21 protein-coding genes are annotated in these 22,638 nt (G+C 71.5%); 8 read left to right on the forward strand and 13 right to left on the reverse strand.

The features are described from left to right. Positions 1 to 40: 40 nt before the first annotated feature. The 3 genes from purE (at position 41) to DA075_RS28620 (ending at position 2,806) form a co-directional block, all read left to right on the forward strand. Positions 41 to 538 carry a 5-(carboxyamino)imidazole ribonucleotide mutase gene (gene purE / locus DA075_RS28610; RefSeq protein WP_099956085.1) on the forward strand — a complete coding sequence of 166 codons (498 nt, stop codon included), beginning with the start codon at positions 41 to 43 and terminating at the stop codon, positions 536 to 538. Beyond that, positions 535 to 1,635 carry a 5-(carboxyamino)imidazole ribonucleotide synthase gene (locus DA075_RS28615; protein ID WP_099956086.1) on the forward strand — a complete coding sequence of 367 codons (1,101 nt, stop codon included), beginning with the start codon at positions 535 to 537 and terminating at the stop codon, positions 1,633 to 1,635. Before purE ends, DA075_RS28615 begins: the two co-directional genes overlap by 4 nt. A gap of 289 nt (positions 1,636 to 1,924) precedes the next feature. Then, on the forward strand, positions 1,925 to 2,806 hold the full coding sequence (locus tag DA075_RS28620; protein WP_099956087.1) for a tetratricopeptide repeat protein: 882 nt from the start codon (positions 1,925 to 1,927) through the stop codon (positions 2,804 to 2,806). Positions 2,807 to 3,011: 205 nt separating this feature from the next. On the opposite strand, the gene DA075_RS28625 is transcribed toward DA075_RS28620, so the two are convergent. From DA075_RS28625 to DA075_RS28650, 7 genes are all read right to left on the reverse strand, one after another. Further along, positions 3,012 to 3,233 carry an addiction module antidote protein gene (locus tag DA075_RS28625; protein WP_099956088.1) on the reverse strand — a complete coding sequence of 74 codons (222 nt, stop codon included), beginning with the start codon at positions 3,231 to 3,233 and terminating at the stop codon, positions 3,012 to 3,014. Positions 3,234 to 3,248: 15 nt separating this feature from the next. Then, positions 3,249 to 3,401, reverse strand: coding sequence for a type II toxin-antitoxin system RelE/ParE family toxin (locus DA075_RS38655; RefSeq protein WP_420813087.1), 153 nt, complete (start codon positions 3,399 to 3,401; stop codon positions 3,249 to 3,251). After that, positions 3,398 to 3,541 (reverse strand): hypothetical protein, encoded by a 144-nt coding sequence (locus DA075_RS38660; RefSeq protein ID WP_420813088.1) that lies wholly within the window; start codon positions 3,539 to 3,541, stop codon positions 3,398 to 3,400. Before DA075_RS38660 ends, DA075_RS38655 begins: the two co-directional genes overlap by 4 nt. A 121-nt stretch (positions 3,542 to 3,662) precedes the next feature. Further along, positions 3,663 to 4,112: a GNAT family N-acetyltransferase gene (locus tag DA075_RS28635; RefSeq protein WP_099956089.1), complete on the reverse strand. Its 450-nt coding sequence runs from the start codon at positions 4,110 to 4,112 to the stop codon at positions 3,663 to 3,665. Positions 4,113 to 4,216: 104 nt separating this feature from the next. After that, positions 4,217 to 5,215 carry a class II fructose-bisphosphatase gene (gene glpX, locus DA075_RS28640; RefSeq protein ID WP_099956090.1) on the reverse strand — a complete coding sequence of 333 codons (999 nt, stop codon included), beginning with the start codon at positions 5,213 to 5,215 and terminating at the stop codon, positions 4,217 to 4,219. 171 nt (positions 5,216 to 5,386) lie between these two features. Next, complete coding sequence (locus DA075_RS28645; RefSeq protein WP_099956091.1) at positions 5,387 to 6,709, reverse strand: homoserine dehydrogenase; 1,323 nt, start codon at positions 6,707 to 6,709, stop codon at positions 5,387 to 5,389. A gap of 128 nt (positions 6,710 to 6,837) precedes the next feature. After that, positions 6,838 to 7,503, reverse strand: coding sequence for a hypothetical protein (locus DA075_RS28650; RefSeq protein ID WP_099956092.1), 666 nt, complete (start codon positions 7,501 to 7,503; stop codon positions 6,838 to 6,840). 106 nt (positions 7,504 to 7,609) lie between these two features. On the opposite strand from DA075_RS28650, the gene xth reads away from it, so the two are divergent. Beyond that, positions 7,610 to 8,401 (forward strand): exodeoxyribonuclease III, encoded by a 792-nt coding sequence (gene xth / locus DA075_RS28655; protein ID WP_099956093.1) that lies wholly within the window; start codon positions 7,610 to 7,612, stop codon positions 8,399 to 8,401. Positions 8,402 to 8,701: 300 nt separating this feature from the next. Here xth and DA075_RS28660 read toward each other — a convergent pair whose 3' ends face one another. Further along, positions 8,702 to 8,965 (reverse strand): hypothetical protein, encoded by a 264-nt coding sequence (locus tag DA075_RS28660; RefSeq protein ID WP_099956094.1) that lies wholly within the window; start codon positions 8,963 to 8,965, stop codon positions 8,702 to 8,704. A 134-nt stretch (positions 8,966 to 9,099) separates the two neighbouring features. On the opposite strand from DA075_RS28660, the gene DA075_RS36140 reads away from it, so the two are divergent. Continuing rightward, entirely contained in the window at positions 9,100 to 9,441 is a 342-nt protein-coding gene (locus tag DA075_RS36140) for a hypothetical protein (RefSeq protein ID WP_123834472.1), read from the forward strand. Between the two features lie 656 nt (positions 9,442 to 10,097). On the opposite strand, the gene DA075_RS28665 is transcribed toward DA075_RS36140, so the two are convergent. Genes DA075_RS28665 through DA075_RS28675 form a run of 3 tightly spaced genes read right to left on the reverse strand, consistent with a single transcriptional unit; the run spans position 10,098 to position 16,835 of the window. Continuing rightward, complete coding sequence (locus DA075_RS28665; RefSeq protein WP_099956095.1) at positions 10,098 to 10,991, reverse strand: transglutaminase family protein; 894 nt, start codon at positions 10,989 to 10,991, stop codon at positions 10,098 to 10,100. A 13-nt stretch (positions 10,992 to 11,004) separates the two neighbouring features. Next, entirely contained in the window at positions 11,005 to 13,563 is a 2,559-nt protein-coding gene (locus tag DA075_RS28670) for a circularly permuted type 2 ATP-grasp protein (protein ID WP_099956096.1), read from the reverse strand. A gap of 11 nt (positions 13,564 to 13,574) precedes the next feature. Then, positions 13,575 to 16,835 carry a transglutaminase family protein gene (locus DA075_RS28675; protein ID WP_099956097.1) on the reverse strand — a complete coding sequence of 1,087 codons (3,261 nt, stop codon included), beginning with the start codon at positions 16,833 to 16,835 and terminating at the stop codon, positions 13,575 to 13,577. Positions 16,836 to 17,168: 333 nt separating this feature from the next. Between DA075_RS28675 and DA075_RS28680 the strand changes: the two genes are divergently transcribed. Beyond that, on the forward strand, positions 17,169 to 18,329 hold the full coding sequence (locus DA075_RS28680) for a zinc-binding metallopeptidase family protein (protein ID WP_099956098.1): 1,161 nt from the start codon (positions 17,169 to 17,171) through the stop codon (positions 18,327 to 18,329). 17 nt (positions 18,330 to 18,346) lie between these two features. Here the strand turns inward: DA075_RS28680 and DA075_RS28685 are convergent, their stop codons facing one another. Beyond that, complete coding sequence (locus tag DA075_RS28685) at positions 18,347 to 18,808, reverse strand: hypothetical protein (protein WP_123834474.1); 462 nt, start codon at positions 18,806 to 18,808, stop codon at positions 18,347 to 18,349. Between the two features lie 524 nt (positions 18,809 to 19,332). On the opposite strand from DA075_RS28685, the gene ilvD reads away from it, so the two are divergent. Both ilvD and DA075_RS28695 read left to right on the forward strand, forming a co-directional pair. Further along, positions 19,333 to 21,066, forward strand: coding sequence for a dihydroxy-acid dehydratase (ilvD, locus tag DA075_RS28690; RefSeq protein WP_099956100.1), 1,734 nt, complete (start codon positions 19,333 to 19,335; stop codon positions 21,064 to 21,066). Then, the gene (locus tag DA075_RS28695) at positions 21,053 to 21,904 is read left to right on the forward strand and encodes a tetratricopeptide repeat protein (protein WP_420813089.1); all 852 of its coding nucleotides are present in this window, start codon (positions 21,053 to 21,055) and stop codon (positions 21,902 to 21,904) included. The genes ilvD and DA075_RS28695 overlap by 14 nt, the downstream gene beginning before the upstream one ends. Positions 21,905 to 22,001: 97 nt before the next feature. Here DA075_RS28695 and DA075_RS28700 read toward each other — a convergent pair whose 3' ends face one another. Beyond that, positions 22,002 to 22,625 (reverse strand): glutathione S-transferase family protein, encoded by a 624-nt coding sequence (locus DA075_RS28700; protein ID WP_099956101.1) that lies wholly within the window; start codon positions 22,623 to 22,625, stop codon positions 22,002 to 22,004. Between the last annotated feature and the right edge of the window lie 13 nt (positions 22,626 to 22,638).

Genomic DNA, 22,638 nt, shown 5'->3' on the forward strand with positions numbered 1-22,638 from the left:
CTCGCGGCGTTGCAGCGCTTTCTAGAGGATGCGCTTGACGATGGCGGCAGCGCCCCCCGTCGCGGTGATCATGGGCAGCCAGTCGGACTGGGCCACGATGCGCCACGCCGCCGAGACCCTCGACGCGCTCGGCATTCCGTACGAGGCCCGCATCGTCTCGGCCCACCGCACTCCTGACCGGCTGGTCGCCTTCGCCAAGGGCGCGAAGGCCGCGGGGTTCCGCGTGGTGATCGCGGGCGCCGGGGGTGCGGCCCACCTGCCCGGCATGGCGGCCGCGATGACGCCGCTGCCGGTCTTCGGCGTGCCGGTCGAATCGAAGGCGCTCTCCGGCCAGGACAGCCTCCTGTCGATCGTGCAGATGCCGGCCGGTATCCCGGTCGGCACGCTGGCGATCGGCCGGGCCGGCGCCGTCAACGCGGCTTTGCTGGCCGCAGCCGTCCTGGCCCTGACCGACGACGATCTGGCCGTGCGCCTCGACGCCTGGCGCGCCCGCCAGAGCGCGGCGGTGGCCGAGCACCCGGATACGAGCGCCCCGTGAGCACGCCCCCTATCGCGCCCGGCGCGACCATCGGAATCATCGGCGGTGGCCAGCTCGGCCGCATGATCGCGGTCGCGGCGGCGCAGTACGGGCTGAAATGCCATATCTACTGCCCCGATCCCGACAGTCCGGCCTTCGAGGTGGCGGGCCGGCGCACGGTCGCGCCTTACGACGACGCGGCGGCGCTCATGGCCTTCGCCGAGTCCGTCGACGTGGTGACGTACGAGTTCGAGAACATTCCGAGCCAGACGGCCGAGATCCTGGCCGCGCGCCGGCCGCTGCATCCGAGCGCCTCGGCGCTGGCGACGACGCAGGACCGGTTGACCGAGAAGTCGTTCGTCGCCGGCCTCGGCATCCCGGTGGCGCCGTTCCGGGCGGTGGACGATGCCGCAGGGCTGGCCGACGCCGTGCGGGAGATCGGCCTGCCGGCGGTGCTGAAGACCCGGCGTTTCGGCTATGACGGCAAGGGGCAGGTGATGCTCCGCGACGCCGTCGCCGATCCCGCCGCCGTGATGGCCTCGTTGCGCGACCAGCCCTGCATCCTCGAAGGCTTCGTGCCGTTCGAGGCCGAGGTGTCGGTGGTGGCCGCCCGCAACGCGCAGGGGCGCTTCTCGGCCTTCAGCCCCTGCGCCAACGAGCACCGCCACCACATCCTCGCCCGCACGATCGTGCCGGCCCCCGGCATGGCGCCGGAGACCGCGGCGGACGCGACGGCGATCGCCCGCAGGATCGCGGACGCCCTCGACTATGTCGGCGTGCTGGCGGTGGAGATGTTCCTGGTGCGCGGAGCGGATGGCCGGGCGAGCGTGGTGGTCAACGAGATCGCCCCGCGGGTGCACAATTCCGGCCATTGGACCATCGAGGGGGCCGAGACCTCGCAATTCGCCCAGCACGTCCGGGCGATCTGCGGCTGGCCCTTGGGCAGCCCGGCCCTCACCGGCCGGTCGGTCGAGATGCTGAACCTGATCGGCGATCAGGCCGACGACTGGACCCGGATCCTCGCTGAGCCGGGGAGCCACCTGCACCTCTACGGCAAGGGCGAGGCGCGGTCCGGCCGCAAGATGGGCCACGTCACCCGGGTCACGACCGGTCCTTGAGCGACGCCGGAATCCGAGGGATCGGGTTCCGGATCCGCCCTCGCGGTGCGGCCTCCCGGCCACACACAGGCCCCGCGGCGCCTTTCCCTGCCCTAGCGGAGGCGCGAAGCCACACCTTCGCCACATCGGCCCGCACAAGCGTCGGGGACGCATCGCCCTTTAAGCTGGCGTTCACCCCGATCCGGAATGGTCGTCCGGCACCGGGACCGCGGCTTCGAGAGCGGCGCGTGCGTGCGAATGGCGAAGGTGCGCGGCGCGACGTGGATGCGCCGCCCCGGGGGAGCGGGCGATGAACAACGTGATCGGCTTGAGCCGCGTGACACCGGCGGCCCGGGTGCTGGGGGCGACCGTGCTGACCGCGCTGGCGCTCGCCGGCTGCGACACCGTCAGCCGGGCGACCGCGACGCGGCAATTCGCGGTGGTCGAGGCCGACAAGTCCGGCGCCACCGAGGTCAACATCGCCTCGCTGTCGGACGTGATCCAGCGCAACCCGAGCGACGCGGCGGCCTACAATACCCGCGGTGCGGCCTATGCCCGGGCAGGCAACTTCGATTCGGCGATCGCCGACTTCACCAAGGCGATCCAGCTCGACCCGAACTCGGCCTCGGCCTACGGCAACCGGGCGCTGGCCTACCGCCAGTCGGGCCGCAACGACGCCGCGTTGCAGGATTTCTCCAAGGCGATCAACGCCGACCCGAACTACACCGCCGCCTATATCGGCCGCGCCAACCTGCAGCGGGCGCAAGGGAACTTCGAGGCCGCCTACAGCGACCTCAGCCAGGCGATCCGCCTGACGCCGGAATCGGCGGAGGCCTACCACGCCCGCGGCCTGGTGCGGCAGGCGCAGGGGCAGCATCGCGCCGCGATCGGCGACTTCGACGCCGCCATCGACCGCAACCCCTTCGTGGCCGCGCCCTACGCCGCCCGCGGCCAAAGCCTGATCGCCACCAACCAGTACGACAAGGCGATCGAGGACTACAACGCGGCGCTGAACGTCAACAACAAGGACGCGGATTCCTGGGCCTACCGGGGCCTCGCCTACGAGAAGTCCAACCGCCGCCAGGAGGCGCTGGAAAGCTACCAGCGCGCCGTCGCCATCGACCAGGGCAACACCGTCGCCAAGCAGGGCCTGGGCCGGATGCAGGGCGGGATGGCGTCGCTGTTCCGGTAGGGGCGGCGCGGATTTCGCGGATGAACGAGGCCTCCGACGCTGCGTCGGGGGCCTTTTCGTTGAACCTCCAAGCTCGATCGATTCTTCGACGGGAGAGACGAACGGGATGAGGCACGCCCCGCGGGCGCGTTTAGGCCGCGTCGACCGCGGGTGAGACACTCAACTTCACCCCGAGGGCCTTGAGCACGGAGATCAGGATCACGAGCTACGCGTTCCCCTCGTCTGAGAGGGTTTCGTGCAGGGTCTCCCGAGACAGGCCCGCCTTCCGGGCGACCTCGTTCATCCCCTGCGCGCGGGCGATATCGCCGATCGCGGCCGCGACGAGGGCAGGATCGCCGTCGTCGAGCACCGCCTCGAGACAGAGGGCGATGCGCTCGGGCGTATCGAGGCTGTCCACGACATCCCAGGGAATGGTTTCGAGTGGCATGGTCCCAATCCTCTATCACCAGTCCTGATTGGCAAGCTGCCTGGTGTGAAGGATGTCCTCGTCCTGCGTGCGCTTGTCGCCGCCGCAGAGCAAGACCACGATCTCCGATCCACGCTGGACGAAGCAGATTCTGTAGCCTGAGCCATAATCGACCCGCAGCTCGCTCACGCCCTGGCCGACCGGCTCACGTCGCCCGGGTTGCCGATCGAGAGGCGTCGAATGCGGGTCTGGATGCGCAGGCGCGCCCGATAGTCGCCGAGGCCGGCGATCCAGGCCCGGAAGTGTGGTGTCTGGCGGATCGTCGGCATCGTGTCAGCCTGCCTTCAGGCCCGTCCCATCCCTTCGCGAACACGCGACCGGGCGTGCTCGGAAGCCCCGCGCCACCGGTCGGACAGTGAGAATCAGCCCTGCGCGAACCGAAGCGCTGCGTCAGAACACCTTCCGGTACTGAATGAAGCCCGGCCGGTCCGCCAGCGTGTCGTATAGCGCCCGCGCCGTGACGTTGGCCTCCTGGGTCAGCCAGTAGACCCGGCTCGCCCCCGCCTCGCGCGCCGCCGCGTAAACCGCCTCGATCAGCGCCCGCCCCGCCCCCTGGCCGCGGGCGGCCTTGGCGGTGAACAGGTCCTGGAGATAGCAGTAGGGGCCGGCGGTCCAGGTCGAGCGGTGGAAGATGTAGTGGACGAGGCCGATGACCGTGCCGTCCTCCTGCTCGGCCACGAGGGCGTGCATCGGCTCGGCGGGGTCGTGCAGGCGGGCCCAGGTGAGGTCGGTGACCTCGGGCGCGACGGTGGCGCCGTAGAAGGCGAGGTAGCCCTGCCAGAGCGGATCCCAGGCGGCGCGCTCGTCGGGGCGCAGCGGGCGAATCAGGGGGGTCGACATCCGGCGGCTGTCCTCTCGGAGGGAATCGCCGGAAGGGTCGCGGGGAAAGGCCCGCGGATCAAGGGCCGCGCCGTGACGACGGCGCGGCCCCGTTCAGAAAGATCCTACTTCAGGTGGAACTTGTCGAAGTCGCGGTGCTCGGCCTCGATCCGGCGCACGGTGCCGGTATGCGAGCGGTAGACCACCGTCTCGGTGCGGATCGTGCTGCGTCCGAACTTCACGCCCTTCACGAGCGCCCCGTCGGTCACGCCGGTGAGCGCCACCACCACGTCGCCGCGGGCGAGGTCGTCGAGGGCGTAGAGACGGTTCGGGTCGGCGACGCCCATCTTGGCGGCGCGGTCGCGCTTCTCCTCGGTGTCGAGGATCAGGCGGCCCTGCATCTGGCCGCCGATGCAGCGCAAAGCGCCCGCCGCCAGCACGCCCTCGGGAGCGGCGCCGATGCCGAGATAGATGTCGATGCCGGTCTCGTCCGGCATGGTGGTGAAGATCACGCCGGCCACGTCGCCGTCGGAGATTAGGCGCACGCCCGCGCCGGTCCGGCGGATCGCCGCGATCAGGTCGGTGTGGCGCGGCCGGTCGAGCACGAGGGCGGTGATCTCGGCCGGGGGCACGCCCTTGGCCTTGGCGAGGGCGTGGATGTTCTCCTCAGGCGAGGCGTCGAGATGCACGGTGCCGGCCGGGTAGCCCGGGCCGATGGCGATCTTGTGCATGTAGACGTCGGGGGCGGCCAGCAGGGTGCCGCCCTCGGCCATCGCCATCACGGCGACGGAGCCCGGCATGTCCTTGGCGCAGAGGGTCGTCCCCTCGAGCGGATCGACCGCGATGTCGACCTTCGGGCCGGAGCCGTTGCCGAGGGTCTCGCCGATGAACAGCATCGGGGCCTCGTCGCGCTCGCCCTCGCCGATCACCACGGTGCCGTCGATCGGCAGGCGGTTCAGCTCGCGGCGCATCGCGTCGACGGCGGCCTGGTCGGCGGCCTTCTCGTTGCCCTGGCCGCGCAGGCGCGCCGCCGCCACCGCGGCCCGCTCGGTGACGCGCACCAGTTCGAGGGTCAGGATGCGCTCGATGACCTGGCTCGGCCCCGGCTTCTTGGCGTCCGACATGCGTTCGTGATCCTCGTGCTGATCCTTCGGGCCGGGTCTTAAAGGAGAAACCGGCGCGGCTGAACTGAATTTTGTCAATCGCCACCGGCTCAGCGGTGGATGGCGGGGGAACGTTTTCCGTTCAATCCGTCGCCACCAGGGCCGGCAACTTGCTGCGGCGCTCGGCTGGACTCACTCGCGCTCGATGCGGATGAGCTGGGGCGGCTCGGAGAGGAGGCCGTCCGCCGCCATCGCGTCGAGGCTCTCGCGGATCGCCGCCTCGGTCGCCGCGTAGGTGATGAGCACCAGCGGCACCGGCAGGCCCGAGCGGCCGTGGCGGTCACGGGCCGCGGCGCTCTCGGAGCGGTGCTGGAGGATGCTCTCGAGGGAGATCTCGCGCTCGGCCATCCGGGTCGCGACGCCGGCGGCGACGCCGGGGCGGTCGTGCACGGTCAGCCGGATGTAGTAGCCGCCCTGGTGCTGCTGCATCTCGGCCCGCACCGGGGCGGTCAGCGCCGCCACCGGACGGCCGAAGGCCGGCGGCGTGCGGCCCGCCGCCACGTCGGCGATGTCGGCGACGACCGCCGAGGCGGTGGCCTCGCCGCCCGCGCCGGGGCCGATCAGGGTCAGCTCGCGCAGGGCATCGGTGTCGATGGTGACGGCGTTCGTCACGCCCATCACCTGGGCGATGGCGGAGGATTTCGGCACCATGGTCGGGTGGACCCGCTGCTCGATGCCGCCCTCGGTCGCCTCGGCGACGCCGAGCAGCTTGATCCGGTAGCCGAGCTCGTCGGCCATGCGCAGGTCGAGGGGTGTGATCGCCGAGATGCCCTCGACCGAGACGCCCTCGGCGTCGAGCTCGGTGCCGAAGGCGAGGCTGGTCAGGATCGCGAGCTTGTGGGCGGTGTCGAAGCCCTCGACGTCGAAGGTCGGGTCGGCCTCGGCGTAGCCGAGCGCCTGCGCGTCCTTGAGGCAGGCCTCGAAGGTCAGGCCTTCCAGCTCCATCCGGCTCAGGATGTAGTTGCAGGTGCCGTTGAGGATCCCGTAGACGCGGGAGATCCGGTTGCCGGCGAGCGCCTCGCGCAGGGTCTTCACCACCGGGATGCCCCCGGCCGCCGAGGCCTCGAAGGCGAGCGCGGCGCCGGCGGCTTCCGCGGCGCGGGCGAGCGCCGGGCCGTGACGGGCGAGCAGCGCCTTGTTGGCGGTGACGACGTGCTTGCCCGACGCGAGCGCCGCCTCGACGGTCTGGCGGGCCGGCCCTTCCGCGCCGCCGATCAGCTCGACCACGCAATCGACATCCGCCGAGCGGGCGAGCGCGACGGGATCGTCGAACCAGGTCACGCCCTGGAGGTCGAGGCCGCGGTCGCGCGCGCGGTCGCGGGCCGCGACGGCGGTGACCAGGACCGGCCGCCCGGCGGTGGCGCTGATCGCCTCGGCACGGCGCGCGACCATGCGGACGACGGAGGCTCCGACGGTGCCGAGACCGGCGATGCCGAGGCGGAGGGCTTGAGTCATGGCGATCAATCCGGGCAGTCAGGCGCCGGGCCCGAATGTCGCGGCCCCGCAGCGGCGCCCTTCTGCAACGGTTTCCGGACCCGTGCAAGGAAGGCGGGACGGCACGAGGTCAGGCAGGTCCTGCTGCGTCAGGCAGGCCCCGCGCGGCGGGCCGCCCGCACCAGGCCGAAGAGCACGCACGCGTTCAGCAGGTGCCAGAGCCAGTGGGTGCCGAGCGGCAGGACCGGGCAGAGGGCGGCATCGAGCGTGCGCGCCGTCAGCGAGGCCAGGAACAGCACCCCGATCCCGATCAGGGCGCCGCCGTCCCGCTTGCCGAACCGGAGCGAGGCCAGCCCGACGCCGAACAGCGCCAGAGCCGCGGGCGCGTAGGCGACCGAGCCGTTGCTGAGGAGCCCGAGCGGCTGCTCGGCGAGGCGCAACAGGACGGGCTCGAAGACCGCCGCCGCCGCCGCGAAGGCGAGGGTGCCGGCGAACGCCGCCGGAGCGGAGAGCCCGAGGAAACGCCGCAGGGCGAGGAAGAAGTAGGCGTGGATGAACAGCGCGATCGGGATCACGTCGGCGAGCATCGCCCACTGCACCGCCAGCGTGTGGAACAGCGCGCTGCCGAGCCCGATCACCCCGATCAGCCACGCGAAACCGTCGGCGACCGGATCCGGCGACCGGCCGCGCCGCAGGAGCAGGAACGCCGCGACCACGAAGGCACCGTTCGAGACCGCGTTCAGCGGCTCGGCGAGAAGCTCCGGCCCGGTGCGCTCGCAATAGTCGCGCACGGGCTCCCACCATTCCGATGCCATTCCGCCCGGTCCCCACCTCGCCGTTCCCCGCGGCTTGCCAGCGCGGCGCGAAACCCCGATGACGGGATCTTCGGTACGAGTGCGGTTGCGAGCGGCGCGGGACGCGATGCGGATCACCACCTGGAACGTCAACTCGGTCAAGCAGCGCTTAGCCCATCTCCTGGCCTTCCTGGCCGAGGCGCAGCCCGACGTGGTCTGCCTCCAGGAGCTGAAATGCGTCGACGACGCCTTTCCTCGTACCGAGGTCGAGGAGGCCGGCTACGTGGTGGCGACCCACGGCCAGAAGGCCTTCAACGGCGTCGCGCTCCTCGCCCGCCGGCCGCTGCCGCTGCAGGAGATCCGCCGCGGCCTGCCGGGCGACGCCGCCGACGAACAGGCGCGCTACATCGAGGCGGTGATCCCGACCGCGACGGTGCCGGTGCGGGTGGCCTCGATCTACCTGCCGAACGGCAACCCCGTTGGCACGCCGAAATACGACTACAAGCTCGCCTTCATGCGCCGGCTCCAGGCCCACGCCGTGTCCCTGCGGGCGCGCGAGGAGGTGCTGGTGCTCGCGGGCGACTACAACGTGATCCCCGAGCCCGAGGACGTGGCCGACCCGGCGGCCTGGGTCAACGACGCGCTGTTCCTGCCCCAGACCCGGGCGGCGTTCCGCAGCCTGATCAACGAGGGCTTCACCGACGGCCTGCGCGCCTGCGACGGCAGGCCCGGACTCTACAGCTTCTGGGACTACCAGGCCGGCTGCTGGCCGCGCAACCAGGGCATCCGGATCGACCACCTGCTGCTCTCGCCGCAAGCCCTCGACCGCCTGGTCTCGGCCTCGGTGCAGAAGCACCTGCGCGGCCTCGAAAAGCCCTCCGATCACGTGCCGGTGACGGTGGAGCTGGACCTCGGCTGATCGGCCGGCGCTGGGCCGCAGGTCATTCCTGGAACGCCGCGATTGGCAGCAGGCCGGAGAGATCGGGGATGGCGGCCCGCTTGCCGCCGACCGCCACCAGGCGCAGCACCCGGTTGACGCAGACGTTCGACAGGACGGTCGTGTCGGCGAGATCCTGCCGCGTCAGTACGAGGTCGGAGCCGTCCCTCGTCGCCCCACCGACGATCCGCGGTCCAACAACGAAGCAGACTTGCGTTGGCAGGCCAATGCTTCGTCCGCTTGAAGTCTTGCGTTTGTCGCGGGTTTTTGCCGCAGAAGCGACTACCGCTTTGGTGACATCTGCTTAGCGCCCGCGAGCCGCTGCGCGATCCAGGTTTCCGCAGCGTCGAGATCGGCGAAGGTCTCGGGTTGCGGCGAGGCCAGGCTGCCGAACCCCGCTTCGAGGAACCACAGGCCGGCCGCCTCGCCATACTCGTCGGAGAGGCGGACCAGCACGGCCGCGAGGGCGCCGTCGACGAAGACGAGCAGTCCCTGCTCGGCCTCGCCCCCGGTCCTGACGCGAACGGGCTGGAGCGTGAGTTCCATACCGGGGCAACGAGGTGCAACTGGCTTGGTTCTGGTGCGTCGCGGGCATGGCTGCGTCCCGGAACGCGGGCAGCCGGCGCCGCTTGACCGGACATCCGGCGCAGGGCGGGCCTCCCGTCACGATGGAGCCGGGCATGACGGCCCGGATGACCGGCGGCAAGAGCATCGCCGCCCGAATCACTCACGCCACGATGATCGCGGTCGCCCTCGTCGTCGGCAGTGCCGGGCTCGCGGCGGCGGCGGGATCGGGTGGAGGCTCGGGCGGGTCCGGCGGAGGCGGCGTCGGCGCGGGCTCCGGCACCCCGAACAGCACCGGCGCCGCCGACCCGCCGGGCCTTAGCCAGGACAGCGGCAAGGGCGCCGGTCACGGCACCTCAGCACCGGCACGGCGGCGCTGCCCCCGGCGAACACGCCGGCGGCAGCGCGACGGGAGCGGGCGAGCCGGGGCGGGGAGCGCCGCGGTCGTCACACGCTGAGCTTTCTCCAGCGACGATCCGATCAGGCCAAGTCGAGGGGTCTTCCTTCCCATGACCAGGGCTGTCCGAGCAACGAACAAGGCGCAGGTTTCTCCTTTCCCCGCCGGAGCGGGCCACTTGCACCTTGTCGTGCAAGCGGCAGGCGCAGCCGAAGCGAGGGTGAGAGGACCCCGACACGTGTGGCTGCTCCGGAAACTCCCCCCCTTACCCTCGCGGCGAACCTACGGTTCGCTGCTCCCTGAGCCCCTACGGAGTTCAGGCCTCTCCCCGTGAGAAGTCGGGCTTGCCCGGCTTCGTCCGTCGCTTGCAGATCCCAGGCAAGCCCGGGATCGGTCGGGGAGAGGAGGAACCCGCGCTACGTCTTTCCCCGATCGGCGGCGCATCGGGGAGAGGAGACCGTGCCCGGCTTCGATAGAGAAGAGCCCGCGGCCTCGCCCGATCGTCGCCAATCACGGCCCCGCTTCGGACGCGCGCTGACGCAGGGATCGCCGCCAAGCTCCCGCGAAATCGCCGATGATTGATCCAAGTTGAGGACAGCAGCCTGAAACCGGCCCAGTGTCCCCCTCGCCACGCCGGCCCTGTCCCGTCCACCCGACGGCACTCGGCTGGTGTCGCATCCGCGGGCCGGGACTTCGTCTCCCCTCGAGTCTCGCGCATCAGCCCGGCCCGCACGCCTCCTCGTCCTCCGGCACGACGTCGACGGCGACCTGCAGGCTCTGCGTGCCCGATCCGGCGATGATGCCGGCGACCGGCGCGACGTCGGCGTAGTCGCGGCCGCGGGCGACGACGATGTGGTCGTTCTGCACGCCGATCCCGTTGGTGGGATCGAGGCCGATCCACCCCTCCCCGCACCAGACCGACACCCAGGCGTGGCTGGCATCCGCTCCTTCGAGCCGGGGCTGGCCCGGGGGCGGCAGGGTGCGCAGATACCCGCTGACATAGGCCGCCGGCAGGCCGAGGCCCCGAAGGGCCGCGATCATGATGTGGGAGAAATCCTGGCAGACGCCGCGGCGTCCGGAGAAGGATTCGGCGAGCGGCGTGCCAACCTCCGTCGCCTCGGAATCGAAGGCGAAATCGGCCCGGATGCGGCGCATCAGGTCGAAGGCGCCCGCATAGGCGCCGCCGCCGGCCGGGAAGCTCGCCCGGGCGTAATCGGTGATCTCGGGCAGGAGCGGCACCCGCCGGCTCGGCGCCGCGAAGTGCAGGGCTGCCTCGGGCCCGAGGCCGGCCCAGGTCAGCACCCGCGCCCGCACCTCCTCCCAGGCCAATCCGGTCCCGGAATCGGGCAGCGGCGGCCGCTCGACCCGGACGCGGGAGCGCGCGTCGATCCGGAACTCCCGGTGCGGCGTCTCGACGTTGAGCGACACCGTGCGGTTGCCGAAGAAGTCGGTGCGCTCGGCCGCGATCTGCGGCGCGGGCTCGACCACCACCTCGTGCGACAGGAGCGCCTGCCCGTCCCCCGCCGCCGGCGCGAGGCGCAAGGTGCAGCGGGCGAAACCGACCGGGTTGCGGTAGGCGTAGGCCGTGAGGTGGCGCAGGCGATAGAGCATCGATGAGGAGAGATCACGCCAGGGTGGTGAGGGGTTCGGGCCGGGCGGCATCCGACCCGCCCGGGAAGTAGCGCGCCCCGACCGCCTCGGCGATCTCCCACAGCCGCGTCTCCCAGGCCGCCACGGTGCCGAGCGGCAGGGTGGCGGCCTCCGCCGCGGCGATCTCGCCCGACAGGCCCGCCACGAGCCGCACCGGCAATTCCGCTACTCCGTCCTGGCGTAAGGGAGGCAGGCCGGCCAGGCGCTCGGCCAGGCGCTCGACCTGGAAGGCGAGGGAGCGCGGGTTGTAGGGGTCGAGCAGCACCATGTCGCGCACCGGCGCCAGGGCTACGCCGAGGATGTAGCGCGCCCCGTAGGAGATGCGGGAATCGACGAGGTCGAGCAGCACCCCGAGATCGTCGGTGCTGGCCCCCGCCCCGCCGAATTCGAGGGCGAAGCGGCAGGCATTGACCGCGCGCTCGACCCGCCGGCCCAGATCCACGAAGGCGAAGCCGCCGGCCCGGTTCATGTTCTCCTGGGCGAGGCCGGCGAGCGCCGCGGTGAGGGACAGGGCGCGCTCGGCCCGGTCGAGGAGCACGGCCTCCGAATCGGCGCCGTCCGCCGGCGCCTCCAGCACCTCGCGCAGGGCCGAGAGGGCGCGCCAGGTCTCGCCGGAGAGCCGCTCGCGCAGGGACGACGCATTGCGACGGGCCGAGAGGGCGTGGGCCAGCCCGGAGCCCCATTGCCCCCCATCCGAGAGGGCGTGGTGGGCAAGCGCCGCCGCCGGCCCCTCGGCCGAGGGCACCGCGCCCCAGGCGTGCAGCAGGGCGCGGATGCGGCCCGAGGTGGCGCGGTCCTCCGGGGCCATCGAGACGCTGCCGGCCCCGTCGAGGAGGCAAGCGGTGAGGCGGATCACCGCCTCGGCCCGCTCCAGGTGGCGGCCGAGCCAGAACAGGTTGTCGGCGGCCCGGCTCGGCAGGAGGCCCGGCACCCGGCGCACCGCCACCCGGTCGCTCGGGGGCAGGAGGCTCGCCTGGGTGGCGGTGGGGCCCGAGGACAGAACCCAGACATCGGCGGCACGGACGCCCGCTCCCATCGCCACCGGGCGCACGTCCGGCGTCTCGGAGATGCGGCAGAAGCCGCCGGGCATCACCTGCCAGCCCTCCGGGGTCGCGGCGGCGAAGACGCGGAGCACGAAGGGCCGGGGCACGAGCCGGGTGCCGTCCCAGACCGGGGCGGTGGAGAGCCGCACCGGCTCGTGGGCGACGAGGTCGCCCGGCCGGTCGCGCAGGACGGCGCGCAGGCGCGCCGTCTCGGCCGCGTCGCGCCCCTCGCCGAAGGCCCGGCTGCTGAACGCGCCTTGCGCCGGCGCCGCCGCCGGGCGGAAGGCGAGGCAATCGAACCGTTCCAGCACGGCTTCGCGCTGAGCGGGGTCGCCGCACCACCAAGTCGGCAGGCCGGGCAGGCGCAGGGGCTCGCCGAGCAGCCGCTCGCACAGGGCCGGCAGCGAGGCGGCGAGCCACGCGCTCTCGACGAGGCCGGTTCCGGGCATGTTGCCCATCGCCACGGCACCGGCCCGCAGGGCCTCGACCAGGCCGGGGGCGCCGAGGCGGGAGGCGGGGTTCAGCTCGAGGGGGTCGACGAAGTCGCCGTCGATGCGCCGCCACAGCACGTCGACCCGCTTCAGGCCCGCCACGGTGCGGATCGACACCATCCCGTCCCGCACCAGGAGGTCGTCGCCCTCGACGAGGGAGAAGCCGAGATAGCGGGCGAGCACCGCCTGCTCGACGTAAGTGTCGCTGTAGGGGCCCGAGGTCATCAGGCCGATGCGCGGCTCGGCCCGGGCCGCCGCCGCCGCGAGCCCATCGCGAAACGCCTGGAAGAACGAGGCGACGCGCTCGACGTCCAGCGCCCCGTAGACCTCCGGCAGGGCCCGGGCCATCACGAGACGGTTCTCGAGGGCGTGGCCGGCGCCGGACGGCGCCTGGGTCCGGTCGGCCAGCACCCGCCAGGCGCCGTCCGGCCCGCGGGCGAGGTCGGCCGCGTAGAAATGCAGGTGGCGCCCGCCCGGGGGCGTGACGCCGACCAGCGGGCGCAGAAATTCCGGATCGCCCGCGGCCGCCGCCGCCGGCAGCAGGCCGGACCGGGCGAGCGCGCCGTCGCCGTAGAGGTCGGTCAGCACCGCCTCCAGCAGCTCGGCGCGCTGCGCCACCCCGGCGGCGATCGCCTGCCATTCCGCCCCCTCGATCAGGAGCGGCAGGGCGCCGATCGGCCAGTCGCGCTCGGTCGCCTCACCGTAGGCCCGGTAGGCGATGCCGGTCTCGTGGATGTGCCGCCCGGCCGCGGCGAGGCGGGCGGCGATCTCGGCATCGGTGAGCCCGGCGAGGTGGTGCAGGAACCGGTGCCAGGCCGGGCGCAAGGACCCGTCCGAGTCGAGTAGCTCGTCGGGCAGTCCCGGCAGGGCGGCGTAGGCGGCGGTCCAGCGCGCCAGCCGCTCCACGGGTCCGTCCATGATGTGCGGCCGGTCCTCATGCGGCACGTCCTCGCGCGGGGCCGGCGCCGGGATCTCTGCCTTCGCCAGCGCCGCGCTCATCGGGGACTCGCTCACCGGAGATTGGGCGTGCGCAGGTCGAGCGTGACGGGGAATTCGCGCCGGGGCTCCTCCGGCGGCGCGCTCACCCGGCCCGGCGTGTGGCCGTTCTCCTGGAAGCGGGCGAGACGCCGGCCTTCCGCCTCGTAGGTGTTGATCGGGAAGGTCTCGTAGTTGCGCCCGCCCGGATGGGCGACGTGGTAGACGCATCCCCCGAGCGAGCGCCCGCTCCAGGTGTCGAGCACGTCGAAGGTGAGCGGCGCGTGGACCGGAATGGTCGGGTGCAGGGCCGAGGCCGGCTGCCAGGCCTTGAAGCGCAGGCCCGCCACCGCCTCGCCGGAGCGGCCGGTATCGGAGAGCGGCAGGCGCCGCCCGTTGCAGGTGACGACATGCCGGCTCGGCACGTAGCCCGAGACCTTGACCTGCAGGCGCTCCACCGACGAGTCGACGTACCGCACCGTGCCGCCGATGGCGCCCTCCTCGCCGAGCACGTGCCAGGGCTCCAGGGCCTGGCGCAGTTCGAGCTTCACGCCGCCGCGCTCGACCTCGCCGTAGCGCGGGAAGCGGAACTCGGCTTGCGCCTCGTACCAGGCCGGATCGAAGGCGTAGCCGGCGCGGTTGAGATCGCCGAGCACGGCCTGGAAATCTTCCCAGAGGTAGTGGGGCAGCATGAAGCGGTCGTGGAGCGCCGTGCCCCAGCGCACGAACCCGCCCTCCTGCGGCTCGCGCCACAGCCAGGCGACGAGGGCGCGCAGGAGCACCTGCTGGGCGAGGCTCATCCGCGCCTCGGGCGGCATCTCGAAGGAGCGGAATTCCAGCAGGCCGAGGCGCCCGGTCGGCCCGTCCGGCGAGTAGAGCTTGTCGATGCAGATCTCGGCCCGGTGGGTGTTGCCGGTGACGTCGGTCAGGATGTTGCGGAACAGGCGGTCGACGAGCCAGAGCGGCACCTCCGGCCCACCCGGCGGCGGCACCTGGGCGAGCGCGATCTCGAGCTCGTAGAGCCCGTCATGGCGCGCCTCGTCCATGCGCGGCGCCTGGCTGGTCGGGCCGACATAGAGCCCGGAGAACAGGTAGGACAGGGACGGGTGGCGCTGCCAGTAGAGCACCAGGCTCTTCAGCAGGTCGGGCCGGCGCAGGAACGGCGAATCGGCCGGGGTCGCGCCGCCGAGCACGACGTGGTTGCCGCCGCCGGTTCCGGTATGGCGCCCGTCGATCATGAACTTCTGGGCGCCGAGCCGGGTCTGGCGGGCGTCCTGGTAGAGGCCGGTGGTGATCGCGACCGCCTCGCGCCACGTCTTGGCCGGCTGGACGTTGACCTCGATCACGCCGGGATCGGGCGTGACCTTGATCACCGACAGGCGCGGATCGTAGGGCGGCTCGTAGCCCTCGACATGGAGCGGCTGGCCGATCTCGGCGGCGGTCTCCTCCAGGATCGAGAGGAGGCCCAGATACTCGTCCACCCGCTCGACCGGCGGCATGAACACGCAGAGCACCCCGTCCCGCGGCTCGACCGCCAGCGCCGTGCGCACCGCGACGCCGACCGGGACGGGCTTGCGCGGCGGCGCGGCGACGGGCGCCAGCGGCCCGCGCTGCTCCAGGGGATCCTGCGGCACGTAATACGGATAGGCGCCCGGCGGCACGTAGGGCAGCGAGGCGAGCGGCAGGCGGAAGCCGGCCGGCGAATCGCCCGGCACCAGGTAGATCGCGCCGCGCTTGAGCTGCCACAGCTCCGAGACCCAGTGCCGGTCGGCACCGACCGCCACGTTGGCGAGCGGCAGCACGTAGCCGACCGCATTCTCCAGCCCGCGGGTGAACACCCGGGCCATGCGCCGCTGCGATTCCTCGTCGCCGACCTTCGGGTCCAGCGGCGTGACGTTGACCGGCAGCTCCGCCACCTTGCGGTCCCAGTGCTCGGGATCCTCGAAGACCGGCTGGATGTAGGGGTCGAGGCCGAGCCGGCGGGCAAGCCCCCGGGCCAGCGCCTCCGCCTCCGCGATCCCGGCCTTGCGCGGCCCGGTCTCGGACGCGATCAGGGCGGGGTCGCGCCAGACCGGCTCGCCGTCCTTGCGCCAGTAGAGGCCGAAGGCCCAGCGCGGCAGGCTCTCGCCGGGATACCACTTGCCCTGGCCGTAATGCAGGAAGCCGCCGGGACCGAAGCGATCGCGAAGCCGCCGGATCAGCTGGTCGGCGAGACCCCGCTTGGTCGGCCCGACCGCGGCGGCGTTCCACTCCGGCGATTCGAAATCGTCGACCGACACGAAGGTCGGCTCGCCGCCCATGGTCAGGCGCACGTCCTGGTCGGCGAGGTCGCGGTCGATCCGGTCGCCGAGGGCGTCGAGGGCGGCCCACGCCTCGTCCGAGAACGGCTTCGTCACCCGCGGCGCCTCGGCGACGCGGGTGACGGTCATGGCGAAGTCGAAGGTGACCTCGGCCGGCTCGGCGAGGCCGGCGATCGGCGCCGCCGAGCGGTAATGCGGCGTGGCCGCCAGCGGGATGTGGCCCTCGCCGCAGAGGAGGCCGGAGGTGGCGTCGAGCCCGATCCAGCCGGCGCCCGGCACGTAGACCTCGGCCCAGGCGTGGAGATCGGTGAAGTCGGTCGACGTGCCGGCCGGCCCGTCGACGGCGGTGGTGTCCGGCACGAGCTGGAGCAGGTAGCCGGAGACGAAGCGGGCGGCGAGGCCGAGGCGCCGCAGCACCTGCACCAGCAGCCAGGCCGAGTCGCGGCACGAGCCGCTGCCCTTGGCCAGGGTCTCGGCGGGGGTCTGCACCCCCGGCTCCATCCGCACGACGTAATTGACCGCGTCGCGCACAAGGGCGTTCAGCGCCACCAGGAACTGCACGGTGTTGGGCTCGTCCGGGAGCCGCGCCATCAGGGCGTCGATCTGCTGATCTCCGTCCTCCTGGCCGCCCGCCTCGACCGCGAGGTAGGGGCCGAGCTCGGCCTTCAGCTCGTCCGGATAGGCGAAGGGCCGGGTCTGGGCGTAATCCTCGACGAAGAAGTCGAACGGGTTGATCACCGCCATGTCGGCGACGAGATCGACCTCGATGCGGAACTGCGTCGTCTTCTCCGGGAAGACCAGCCGGGCGAGCCAGTTGCCGTTGGGATCCTGCTGCCAGTTCACGAAGTGGTTGGCCGGCGTGACCTTGAGGGCGTAGCTCTCGATCCGCGAGCGCGTATGCGGCGCCGGGCGCAAGCGCACCACCTGCGGGCCCAGCGCGATCGGCCGGTCGTAGGTGTAGGACGTGACGTGGTGCAGGGCGGCCTTGATCGACACGACGAGTCCGAACCTTCTGCTAGACGTGAGGGGTGAGCCCGCCGGCCTGTCCGAGCGCGTTCGGTGGATTCCAACTCTGGGCTTCCGGCCTTGGCTTCTACACCTTGGCCGGGCCCGCGTCAGCCGCCGCGTGGCTTGACGAACGGCATCCTTGCACCGGTGTCGCGTGTCTCTGCGTCATCTCGAAGCCGGGTCCCGAAGCGGCAGGGCGAAAAATTGAGGCAAGTCCCGTGCCGTGGGGAACGGAACCTCCGGTCGGGAAAGCTCCTTGGTGAGGACAGGCCCCGCCGGGCTTCCATCCGGGCGTTCCACGGGGCCTGCCCGGACGCCGCGATGAAGATCTTCCAGTGCCAAGCCTGCGCGCAGCCGGCCCATTTCGAAGCCGAGGCCTGCGAGAGCTGCGAGTGCCGCCTCGGCTACGACCCCGACCTTGCCGACCTGACGGCGATGGTCCGGGCCGGCTCGCGCTGGCGGGGCCTGGCCGATCCGCGTCGCCGGTACCGCGCTTGCGCCAACCGCGAGTCGGGCGGCTGCAACTGGCTCGTGCCGGTCGGCTCGGGCGAGACCTACTGCCTCGCCTGCCGGCACAACCGGGTGGTGCCGGACCTGTCGGTGCCCTGGAACCGGATCCGCTGGCGCGAGGTCGAGGCGGCCAAGCGCCGGCTGTTCTACGCCATGCTGCGCCTGCGCCTGCCGCTGGCCTCGCGGCGCGACGACCCGGCCGGCCTCGCCTTCGACTTCCTGGTCGATCCGGCGGAATCCTACCTGATCGGCCCGCCGGTGCTGACCGGGCACGATAACGGCCTCATCACCCTCAACATCGCGGAGGCCGACGACGTCGAGCGCGAGCGGCGGCGCACGCAGTTCGGCGAGCATTACCGCACACTTCTCGGGCATTTCCGCCACGAGATCGGGCATTATTTCTGGAACGTGCTGGTGCGGGCCGATCCCTGCCTCGACGCGTTCCGGCAGGTGTTCGGCGACGAGCGGGCCGATTACGGCGCGGCGCTCCAGCGCCACTACGCCCACGGCCCGGACGAGGGCTGGCAGGAGACCTTCGTGTCGGCCTACGCGACGTCCCACCCTTGGGAGGATTTCGCCGAGACCTGGGCCCACTACATGCACATCGTCGACACGCTGGAGACCGCCAGCCAGTTCGGCCTGCGGGTCCAGCCCAAGCTCCAGGCCGGACCCGCGCTCCACGCGCCGATCACGCTCGCGGCGAAGGTCGATTTCGACCCCTATCGCAGCCCCGATTTCGGCCGGCTGATCGAAGCCTGGCTGCCGCTCACCTTCGCGATGAACTCGCTCAACCGCAGCATGGGCCAGCCCGACCTCTACCCGTTCCGGATGACGCCGGCGACGATCGGCAAGCTGTCCTTCGTGCATGACCGGATCTATGCGCGCACCGACGCGCCGGAGGCCGAGGCCGGCACGCTCCGGGCGGTGATCGCGGGCCTGCGCCAACGGGTGGCGGCGCCGAGATCGGCGTAGGAACCCCCTCGTCCCCGTCACGGCACTGTTGCAGGGACCTCTGGCACCGAGGGCAGGTCGTCGAAGAGAAAGGCGACCCTGACCTTCCGCGTCCGATCGCGGCTGTGCAGCGATACAGGCGAATTGTCGACTCGTACCCGGATCTGCAGAAGCGCGTCCGAGAGCCACCTGACCAGAACCGGATGCGGCGTCCCCATCGTCTCGAAGTCGACCAGTGCCAAGCAGTCGCCGGCGAAAACTTCGTCATTGTCGTACAAAAATTTTCTTAGAAGAGGCCTATTCTCAACGACATAGATGCGCGCCGTGCAATAAGGCGAGAGACCACCTCCGCCAGATTTGGTGACGACGACAGCGCTCATCGTCTTTTCAGGGGATGGATAGGTCTCTGTAAGAGTATTGCCGCCACTCGGAAATTCGAGAAACAGGACCGCGTAGGCCGCGAGGGCCGCCCCCATCATAACCGTCGCCGCGCCGATCACGCACAGGATCGTCCGTAGGATCGCCCAGCCTCGCATCGCCCTTGCCCTCGATCGCATCACGAACCGACTGCCGCTACGTGAACAGAGGCCAAAAGTCCGCCGGTCGGCAAGTCGAATCGGGCGGCCGGTGCCCGCGGGCCGAAACCAGTTGCCTCATCCCGGGCACAAACGCCTGTCATGTGGAGGCCGCGTGCCAAACGGCATCTCTCACCTCGCATCACCTCTCCGCCACAAGCTTAGCTGTGGCGAGGTCGCAACACCGCGAAAGCATCCCAGCTTTGCCCCAGACCGCCCCCCGCGCCGCCGCGTTCCCGCCATAAACCGGCGGCACCTCAACGGCCACGTTAAGCGACTGTCCCCACAGTGATTTATCGCGGTGTTTCCGGGTTCCCGGGGATCGCGGGCGACGCTGGCGGATTGACCCGGCAACGGGTTCGTTTCGCGTAAGCCGTCCCAAGGCGGCGCAGGGAGCGGGACCGGGGAAACACCGGCCTTTCAAGAAACCACGGGTACGGGACAGGGCCATGGACGCGCGTCACATCACCGACAAATCGAAGCTGCCCAGCCGCTACGTGACCGAGGGTCCGGACCGTGCGCCGCACCGGTCGTACCTGTACGCCATGGGTCTCACCCGCGAGCAGATCCACCAGCCGCTGATCGGCGTGGCCTCGTGCTGGAACGAGGCGGCGCCCTGCAACATCTCGCTGATGCGCCAGGCTCAGGCGGTGAAGAAGGGCGTGGCCGCCGCCGGCGGCACCCCGCGCGAGTTCTGCACCATCACGGTCACCGACGGCATCGCCATGGGGCACCGCGGCATGCGCGCGTCGCTGCCCTCCCGCGAGGTCATCGCCGACTCGGTCGAGCTGACCATGCGCGGCCACGCCTACGACGCGCTCGTGGGCCTTGCCGGCTGCGACAAGTCCCTGCCCGGCATGATGATGGCGATGGTGCGCCTCAACGTGCCCTCCGTCTTCATCTATGGCGGCTCGATCCTGCCCGGCACCTTCCGGGGCCAGCCGGTCACCATCCAGGACCTGTTCGAGGCGGTGGGCAAGCACTCGGTCGGCGCGATGAGCGACGACGACCTCGATGAGCTGGAGCAGGTCGCCTGCCCGTCGGCCGGCGCCTGCGGCGCGCAGTTCACCGCCAACACCATGGCGACCGTCTCCGAGGCGATCGGCCTGGCGCTCCCCTACTCGGCCGGCGCGCCCGCCCCCTACGAGATCCGCGACCGGTTCTGCGCCACCGCCGGCGAGATGGTGATGGAGCTGCTGTCCAAGAACATCCGCCCGCGCGACATCGTCACCCGCAAGGCGCTCGAGAACGCCGCGACCGTGGTGGCGGCCTCCGGCGGCTCGACCAACGCGGCGCTGCACCTGCCGGCGATCGCGCATGAATGCGGCATCTCGTTCGACCTGTTCGACGTCGCCGAGATCTTCAAGCGCACCCCCTACATCGCCGACCTGAAGCCCGGCGGGCGCTACGTGGCCAAGGACCTGTTCGAGGTCGGCGGCATCCCGCTCCTCATGAAGACGCTGCTCGACGGCGGCTTCCTGCATGGCGACTGCCTGACGGTCACCGGCCGAACCATCGCCGAGAACCTCGCCAAGGTGTCCTGGAATACCCATCAGGACGTGGTGCGTCCCTCGCACCAGCCGATCACCCCGACCGGCGGCGTCGTCGGCCTCAAGGGCAACCTCGCGCCCGAGGGCGCGATCGTGAAGGTCGCCGGCATGCCGCCGGAGAAGCAAACCTTCGCGGGTCCCGCCCGAGTCTTCGACAACGAGGAAGCCTGCTTCGAGGCGGTAAAGAACCGCACCTACAAGGAGGGCGAGGTCCTGGTGATCCGCTACGAGGGCCCGCGCGGCGGCCCCGGCATGCGCGAGATGCTGGCGACCACCGCCGCCCTCTACGGCCAGGGCATGGGCGACAAGGTGGCGCTCATCACCGACGGGCGCTTCTCCGGCGCCACCCGCGGCTTCTGCATCGGCCATGTCGGGCCGGAGGCGGCGGTTGGCGGCCCGATCGGCCTCCTCAAGGACGGCGACCTCATCCGCATCGATGCGGTCCAGGGCACGCTCTCGGTCGACTTGTCGGACGAGGAGCTGGCCCAGCGGCGCGCGGCCTGGCAGCCGCGGGCCAACGATTCGACCTCGGGCTACCTGTGGAAGTACGCGCAGACCGTCGGCCCGGCGGTGACGGGCGCGGTGACGCATCCGGGCGGGGCCCAGGAGACGCTCTCCTATGCGGATATCTGAGGCCGGCCTGCCCCACAGGGCGGGCCGCCGGTTCCTCCTCGCGCTCCTCGGCCTCGTCATGGCCGGGGCGGGACCCGCTGCGGCGCTCGACGCTGCGGTGCGGACCCCGGTGCCCGCCGCGGCGGGCTACCGCAACGCCCGCGAGGCGATGCGGACGGGCATGCGCGACTACAATGCCGGCGACAAGGAGGGCGCCGCCCGCGCCCTCGAATACGCCGCGGGCCAGGGCCACGCCCTTGCCCTCTGGAAGCTCGGCCGCATGTATGCGGAGGGCGACGGCGTCCCGCACGACGACCTCAAGGCGTTCGAGTTCTTCTCGAAGATCGCCGACGAGAACGCCGACGAGGGCCCGGAGGCGCCGAATGCCGGCGTGGTGGCGAGCGCCTTCACGGCGCTCGGCCGCTACTTCCTCGACGGGATCAAGGGCTCCTACGTGCGCCCGAACGTCGAGCGCGCCTACGACATGTTCAACTACGCGGCGACGTATTACGGCGACCCGAACGCGCAGTACAACCTTGCCCGCCTCTACCTCGACGGCACCGGCGTGACCCAGGACCCGCGCCAGGCGGCGCGCTGGTTCAACCTCGCCGCCGAGAAGGGGCACCCGGCCGCGCAAGCACTGCTCGGCCAGCTCCTGATCAACGGCCAGGGGGTCACGGTGCAGCGCGCCCGCGGCCTCGCCTGGCTGACGCTGGCCCGCGACGCCGCCGAGGGGCCGAAGGACCAGTGGATCGTCACCCTGCAGGAGCAGGCGATGGCGGCGGCCAACGAGCGGGACCGGGCCGAGGCCCAGGCCCAGGTCGACGGCTTCTACCGCCGCAGCGCCAAGGGACGGTAAGAGATGGGACGCTGGGAGATGGGACGCTGGGAGATGGGACGCTGGGAGATGGGACGCTGGGAGGGGACGTGACCGCCCCCTCCTCTCCCTCCCCTCGTCAGCCCTGCCGGGCCGCGATCGCCGCCTGGAACGACGGGCGCTCCAGGATCGCCGCGACATAGGCCGCGAGCCGCGGCCAGCGCTGAGGCTCGACCGCCTCGCCGGCGAGATGCAGGTTGTGGAAGCCTGTCGCGACCGAGATGTCGGCCAGGCCGAAGGCGCCGCCGACGAGATACGGCCCGTCGATCACGCCCTCGAGATAATCGAACGGCCGCGGCAATTCCTCGGTCATGCACTTGGCCACCACGGCCTCGTCGCAGGGCTGCTTCATCAGCTGCGGCCGCAGCACCCGCTGCACGAAAGGCTTGACCAGCAGCGGGAACAGCTCGGTGTCGCCGAACTCGTCGAACCAGATCGCCCGGCCGAGATCCTGGGCGCCGGCCGGCAGCATGGCCGGTTCCGGATGCTTGCGCTCCAGGTAATGGATGATCGCCGAGGAATCGGCGAGGCGGAACTCGCCGTCCTCCAGGGCCGGGATCTTGCCGAACGGGCTCGCCGCCCGGAAGCGCGGATCGGGATCGTGGAAGCGCAGCGGCACGTGCCGGACCTTGATGCCCTTCTCGGCGAGGACGACGAGCACCTTGCGGACGAAGGGCGACAGGCTGGTGCCGTAGAGTTTCATGAGGCTCTCCCTG

The organism is Methylobacterium currus (assembly GCF_003058325.1).
Taxonomy (GTDB): domain Bacteria; phylum Pseudomonadota; class Alphaproteobacteria; order Rhizobiales; family Beijerinckiaceae; genus Methylobacterium; species Methylobacterium currus.